Source organism: Sphingomonas bacterium, from assembly GCF_903643065.1.
In the GTDB taxonomy this organism is placed as follows: Bacteria; Pseudomonadota; Alphaproteobacteria; order Sphingomonadales; family Sphingomonadaceae; genus Sphingomonas.
This window is the reverse complement of the sequence record NZ_CAHJWX010000112.1, coordinates 1-6467: the sequence shown is the minus strand read 5'-3', so window position 1 is coordinate 6467 and position 6467 is coordinate 1. Positions and strand designations below refer to the sequence as shown.

5 protein-coding genes are annotated in these 6467 nt (G+C 66.7%); all 5 read left to right on the top strand.

Features of this window, described 5'->3' with window-relative positions; translation table 11 throughout:
- Positions 1 to 521 (top strand): helix-hairpin-helix domain-containing protein (locus HUU95_RS05580; RefSeq protein WP_302480095.1); only part of this gene is annotated, 521 nt, incomplete at its 5' end.
- Positions 522 to 698: 177 nt separating this feature from the next.
- Positions 699 to 4100, top strand: coding sequence for a TonB-dependent receptor (locus tag HUU95_RS05575; protein ID WP_174279208.1), 3402 nt, complete (start codon positions 699 to 701; stop codon positions 4098 to 4100).
- 126 nt (positions 4101 to 4226) lie between these two features.
- Positions 4227 to 5345, top strand: coding sequence for a sensor histidine kinase (locus HUU95_RS05570; protein ID WP_174279207.1), 1119 nt, complete (start codon positions 4227 to 4229; stop codon positions 5343 to 5345).
- The gene (locus HUU95_RS05565) at positions 5342 to 6148 is read left to right on the top strand and encodes a LytR/AlgR family response regulator transcription factor (RefSeq protein ID WP_174279206.1); all 807 of its coding nucleotides are present in this window, start codon (positions 5342 to 5344) and stop codon (positions 6146 to 6148) included. The genes HUU95_RS05570 and HUU95_RS05565 overlap by 4 nt, the downstream gene beginning before the upstream one ends.
- Positions 6149 to 6171: 23 nt before the next feature.
- A partial coding sequence (locus tag HUU95_RS05560; RefSeq protein ID WP_217429780.1) for a DUF5946 family protein occupies positions 6172 to 6467 on the top strand: 296 nt, incomplete at its 3' end.

Below are 6467 nucleotides of genomic sequence, written 5' to 3'. Positions count from 1 at the left end.
CCGCGCGGCTCTTGTTCGCGCTCGGCATCCGCCATGTCGGCCAAGTCACCGCGCGCGACCTGCTCAAGGCCTTCGCCACGCTGCCGGCGCTGCGCGACGCCGCCGAGCGCGCGGCGGCGGGCGACGCGGAGATGCTGCATCGGTTCGAGCTGATCGGGGGCGTCGGCCCCAGCGTGGTCGCGGCGCTGGGCGCGTTCTTCCACGAGCCGCACAATTGCCGCGTCTGGGACGACCTGCTGCGCGAAGTGGCGCCGCCGCCCTTCATCGCGTCGGCGCGCGCGTCCGCCGTCACGGGCAAGACGGTGGTGTTCACCGGCAAGCTCGTCACGCTGTCGCGCGACGAGGCCAAGGCACAGGCCGAGGCGCTGGGCGCGCGCGTCGCCGGCGCGGTGTCGGCGCGCACCGACCTCGTGATCGCGGGCGGCGACGCCGGATCGAAGCTGAAAAAGGCGGCGACGCTGGGCATCGCGGTGATCGACGAGGCCGGCTGGGCCGCGATCGTGGCGGGGACGGATGGCTAGCCGGGGCTCGGCGCGCCGCCAGTGATGCCTTTTTGCAACGCGGCGCATCCGAGTGGAGCGGGGTGGAACCCGACGCTTCCGGCTGTCACCCCGCTGCCATAAAAGACGGTCAGGGACGCGGCGGACGGCGAACAGGCCGCGCGATCAATCGATCTCTCAAGGGTGGGACATAAGTTCATGCGACTCCATTATCTTCTCGGCGCGGCCGCCGTGGCGCTCGCCGTTCCCGCCGCCGCGTCGGCGCAGGAGACGACCGCCGCGATTCGCGGCACGGTGACGTCGGCCGGCACGCCGGTCGCCAACGCGACCGTGATCGCCACCGATGTCGGCTCGGGCACCAAGGCGCAGACCACCACCGACGCGTCGGGCACCTTCACCCTGTCCGGCCTGCGCGCCGGCGGCCCGTTCACCGTCGACGTGACGAGCGCGCAGGGCAACAAGTCGGTGACGGACGTCTACACGGTCGTCCAGCAGACCTTCAGCCTGCCCGTCGAGCTGAACGAGGCGGCGACCGCTGGCGCGACCGCCGACAATTCCGGCGCCACCGCCGACGTGGTCGTCACCGCCACCTCGATCCGCGGCGCCGGCGTCGTTTCGCAGGGGCCCTCCACCGTGCTGCGTCAGGCGGACATCCAGAAGGTCGCGTCGGTAAACCGCGACGTCCGCGATGTCGAGCGCCGCGATCCGTTCGCCAACATCGACCGCGCCAGCAACGGCGACCGGGGCGGCGCCGTCGCCTTCGCCGGCGTCAACTCGCGCTTCAACCGCTTCACCATCAACGGCGTGACCGTGGGGGACACGTTCGGCCTCAACCAGGACGCCAGCCCGACCAATCGCGGCCCCGTCCCCTTCGACGCGATCGGTCAGGTCTCCACCTCCGTCGCGCCCTATGATTTCCGCCAGAGCGGCTTCCAGGGCGGCGCGATCGACACCGTGCTGCTCAAGGGCACCAACGAGTTCCACGGCACCGGCTTCTACTCGCAGAATACCGACGGCCTGTCGGGCGACCGGATCGGCTCCACCAAGATCGTGCTGCCCAAGTACAAGAGCGAGACCTATGGCGCGATGCTGCGCGGCCCGCTGATCAAGGACCGGCTGTTCTTCATGGTCGCGGCCGAGCGCAACACCGATCCTAGGCCGTTCAGCACGCTGCCGGGACAGATCCCGGGCCTGACCGCGACCACCATCCCCACCGTCAACGGCATCACCGCATCGGGTCGGTATCCGGCCTTCCAACCGGGCGATGTGCTGGGGCTGAACCCGCGCAAGGACGAGAAGATCGTCGGCCAGGTCGATCTCAACATCACCGACGGCCAGCGACTGTCGCTGTCCTACATCAACTCGTATGACTCGCTGGTCAGCCAGAACAACACGGCGACCGGGGCCGCGAACCCGTCTTATGGTCTGAGTTCGAATGCCTATGCGCTGACCGAGCTGCTCAAGGCCGGCATCGTCCAGCTCAATTCGGACTGGACCGATCAGTTTTCCACGGAGGTCCGTGGTCTCTACAAGTACAGCAAGCGCGGCCAGGAGCCGCTGCTGGGCCGCAACACGGGCCAGTTCGGCGTTTGCACCGATCCCACCGACACGACCACGCCATCGGGCGCCACCCAGCTCGCCTCGCTGGCGACGGGCTGTTCGACCGGTACGCCGCGCATCTTCTTCGGTCCCGACAATTCGCGCCAGACCAACCAGCTGTTCTTCGATACCTGGGCGGGCTCGTTCCTGGCGCGCTACCGCGCCGGCGGGCATGAGGTGAAGTTGCTCGCGGAGATCACGGAGAACCGCACCTTCAACAATTTCGTGCAGAACAGCCTGGGCTCCTGGTATTTCGACTCGCTGGCCGACTATCGTTTGGGTCGCGCCAACCAACTGATCTATGCAGCCGAGATCAATGGGCCGGGTACCGCGGCGGCTAATTTCCACTACACTCAGTACACGTTCGGCTTCCAGGATGACTGGCAGGCGACACCGGACCTGTTGTTCACCTACGGCGTGCGCGAGAGCCTGTATGCCATGGACGACCGGCCGATCTACGACCCGTTCTACCAGGCTCGTTACGGTGTTCCGAACACCAAGACGTACAAGGGCCTCGACCAGTTCGAGCCGCGTGTCAGCTTCAACTACAAGCCGAGCAAGTTCCTCGCCGGGGTCAGGCTGCGCGGCGGCGCCGGCATCTTCGGCGGCGGCTCGCCCGACATCTATTTGTCGAACAGCTTCTCCAACACACTCACCACCAACCAGGTCACCATCAACCGATACCTGACGAACGGCACGGTCGATCCGACCTGCAACGTCGCGGGCTCGACCTGTGACCTGGCGCTCAACAACGTGACCGGCGTCGTCAATCCGAACCTGCGCGCGATCGCGACCAACACCGCGACCAACGCGGCATTTCCCAACACCAATACCGGCTCGATCGCGCAGAACTGGCACTTGCCGCGCTCGCTCAAGGCCACCCTGTCGGCCGACTACACGCTGTTCGGCGTCAACATCGGCGCCGATTACTACTATTCGAACACGGTCGACTCGCCGATCTTCACCGACATCCGCTCGGTCGTCGTTGGCCAGCTGCCCGACGGCCGGCCGCGCTACGGCAACATCAGCGGCAACTTCGCCGACAACAATTACGACGTCCAGCTAGGCAGCTCGTCAAAGGGCCGCAGCCATATCGGCGTCGTCCGGATCGACAAGACGTTCGACTGGGGCCTGTCGCTCGGCGGCAGCTACACGCTGGAGGACATCCGCGACACGGGCAACGCCACCTCGTCGACGATCAACTCCAATTATCGTTTCCAAGTCTTCGCCGATCCGAACCGCCCGGTGCTGGGCACGTCCGACCAGCAGACGAAGTGGATTTTCAAATATTCGCTCGGCTATGACCATGCCTTCTTCCGCGACTACAAGACCCGCTTCCAGCTGTTCGGCGAGAGCCGCGCGGGCAAGCCGTACAGCATCGTCATGAACGATCTCGCGAACTCCACCAATCGCTCGGCGGTGTTCGGGACCGTCCAGACCGGCAGCGCGTCGACGAACCTACTTTACGTGCCCACCAGCACAACCGACCCGCTCGTCAGCTACGATAGCGCAGCCACGCAGGCCGCGCTCGACGGGCTGATCAACGGGACCGCGTTGAGCAAATATCGTGGCCAGATCGCGGCCAAGAACATCCTGCGCAGCCGGGCCAACACGACCATTGATCTCCATCTGGAGCAGGAGGTGCCGACCTTCATCGGCAAATCGAAGGTGTCGGTGTTCGCCGACATCAACAACTTCACCAACCTGTTGAATTCCAAATGGGGTGGCCTGCGTCAGGTCAGCCCGACCTTCAACGACGCGACGGCCTCCGTCGTCAGCGTCCAGTGCCTGTCGCGGGCGATCCCGACCGGCTTCGCGGTCGCGAACATCAACGCCACGGCGGCGCAGAACCCGACCGGCCTGCCGGCGGTCGGCGACACGACCTCGTCGCAGGTCTGCGCCCAGTACCGTTATTCGTCCTATGTCGGGCCGAACGCGAAGAACCTCAACATCACGCAGTCGCTCTACACGATCCGCATCGGCGCGCGCTTCACCTTCTAGGCGCGCCCGCGACCACGATCGGGGCCGCCGTTCCACCCGGAACGGCGGCCCTCGTCCTGGCGGAAAGGTCCCACATCGACGGGCGCTTCCGCCATCGCCGACGCTTGGCTATACCCCGGCCCACGCATGGCCTCGCTTCCCGCTCCCGTTCCCCACGTCCGGCTCAACGTCCGCCCGTTTTTCGAGGACAAGGCGCGCGCGTTCTGGACATTGCAGGCGGTCGGCTGGAGCGGCTATCTGGTGCTGCGCGGCGTGTCGGCGATCTCGAACGGGCCATCGCTCGACGTCATCATCCCCGTCATCGTCGAGACGATCCTGGGCTATTGCCTGACGCTGCTGCTGTCGACGCTGTTTGGCTTCTTCCGCACGCTGCCGCGCGTCGCCGGCGTGCTGCTCACCGTCGCGACGCTGGCGACCGCGACGCTGCTCTACGCGGTGCTCGACGCCGCCTCGTTCTCCTACATCCAGACGCAACAGCCCGGCGTCACGCTCGCCCGCATGCTGCTCGCCATCTATGTCGCCTTCACCGTGCTCGCCGGCTGGTCGGCGCTGTATTTCGGGATCAACTTCTACCTGATCGTCGAGGAACAGATCGATCAGATGCGCGACCTGGAGACGCAGGCGTCGTCGGCGCAGCTGGCGATGCTGCGCTATCAGCTCAACCCGCATTTCCTGTTCAACACGCTCAACTCGATCTCGACGCTGGTGCTGCTCAAGCAGACCGAGCGCGCCAATGCGATGCTGAGCCGCCTGTCCTCGTTCCTGCGCTACACGCTCGCCAACGAGCCCACCGCGCACGTCACCGTCGCGCAGGAGGTGGAGACGCTCAAGCTCTATCTGGAGATCGAGAAGATGCGCTTCGAGGACCGGCTGCGCCCGCGTTTCGACATCGATCCCGCCGCCGAACATGCGCGCCTCCCCTCGCTGCTGCTCCAGCCGCTGGTGGAGAACGCGATCAAATACGCGGTGACGCCGCAGGAGGAGGGCGCGGAGATCTGCGTGACGGCGCAGGTGGAGGGCGAACGCGTCCGCATCGCCGTCGCCGACACCGGCCCCGGCACGCCCGGCTGCGCGCTGCCGATCAGCCGGTCGACCGGCGTCGGCCTCGCCAACATCCGCGATCGGCTCGCCCAGGCCTATGGTCCCGATCAGCGCCTGTTCAGCGCGCCGCGTCCAGAGGGCGGGTTCGCCGTCACCATCGAGATCCCGTTCCAGGTCGAGGACGTGGGGAGACAAGCCGCATGACGATCCGCACGATCCTGGTCGACGACGAGCCGCTGGCCAATCAGGGCCTGCAATTGCGGCTGCAGCCGCACGCGGACATCGAGATCATCGGCATCTGTCTGAACGGCCGCGAGGCGATCCGCGCGATCAAGACGCACAAGCCCGACCTCGTCTTTCTCGACATCCAGATGCCCGGCTTCGACGGCTTCTCGGTCGTCCAGGGACTGATGGAGGTGGAGCCGCCCTTGTTCGTCTTCGTCACCGCCTATGGCGACCACGCATTGCGCGCGTTCGAGGCGCAGGCGGCCGATTACCTGATGAAGCCGGTCGAGGAGACCAGGCTCGCCGACACGCTGGACCGCGTCCGCCAGCGGCTGAGCGAGAAGCAGAGCGTCGGCGAGGCGGAAACGCTCAAGGCCGCGCTCGCCGAGCATGCGCCGGAGGCCGCCGCCGATCTGGCGGCGGACGGCGCCGGCGGGGGCGTGGACGCGAACCGCTTTGAAAAGCTGATCAACATCAAGGATCAGGGCCAGATCTTCCGCGTCGACGTCGACAAGATCGAGCGAATCGACGCGGCGGGCGATTACATGTGCATCTATACCGGCGACAACACGCTAATCTTGCGCGAGACGATGAAGGACTTGGAGAAACGCCTCGATCCGCGCCGCTTCCAGCGCATCCACCGCTCGACGATCGTCAACCTCGATCTGGTCAAGACGGTGAAGCCGCACACCAATGGCGAATGCTTCCTGGTGCTCAACTCGGGCGCCAGCGTCAAGGTCAGCCGCTCCTACCGCGACGTGGTGGCGCGGTTCGTCCACTGAGCGGGCGCTGCCCCGGCTGCGGCTTGGCACTCCCCGCCGCGACCGGCCCGGCCCATGGCTATCTCGGCGCGTCGCCCGCCTGCTGGGCGCGTTATGGCGAGCTGCTCGCGCGCGAGTATGGCGATCCGGCGTACATGGCCGCGCATCGGCTCACCGTCGACGCCTATTGCGCGCAGCATCCGGGCGAGCCCGAGCGGCGGACGATCCAGTCGGCGCACGTCCACCTCGTCGGGCTGCACCTGACGCTGGAGCGCGACTGGCCCGGGAAACGGGTCCGAGCGACGCTGGCGGCGGTGACGCGCGACCCGACGCTGGCCTG

Excerpts from the sequence above, each read along its gene's own strand:
- HUU95_RS05570 (WP_174279207.1), top strand. The coding sequence starts at position 4,227 with ATGGCCTCGCTTCCCGCTCCCGTTCCCCACGTCCGGCTCAACGTCCGC.
- HUU95_RS05575 (WP_174279208.1), top strand. The coding sequence starts at position 699 with ATGCGACTCCATTATCTTCTCGGCGCGGCCGCCGTGGCGCTCGCCGTT.
- HUU95_RS05565 (WP_174279206.1), top strand. The coding sequence starts at position 5,342 with ATGACGATCCGCACGATCCTGGTCGACGACGAGCCGCTGGCCAATCAG.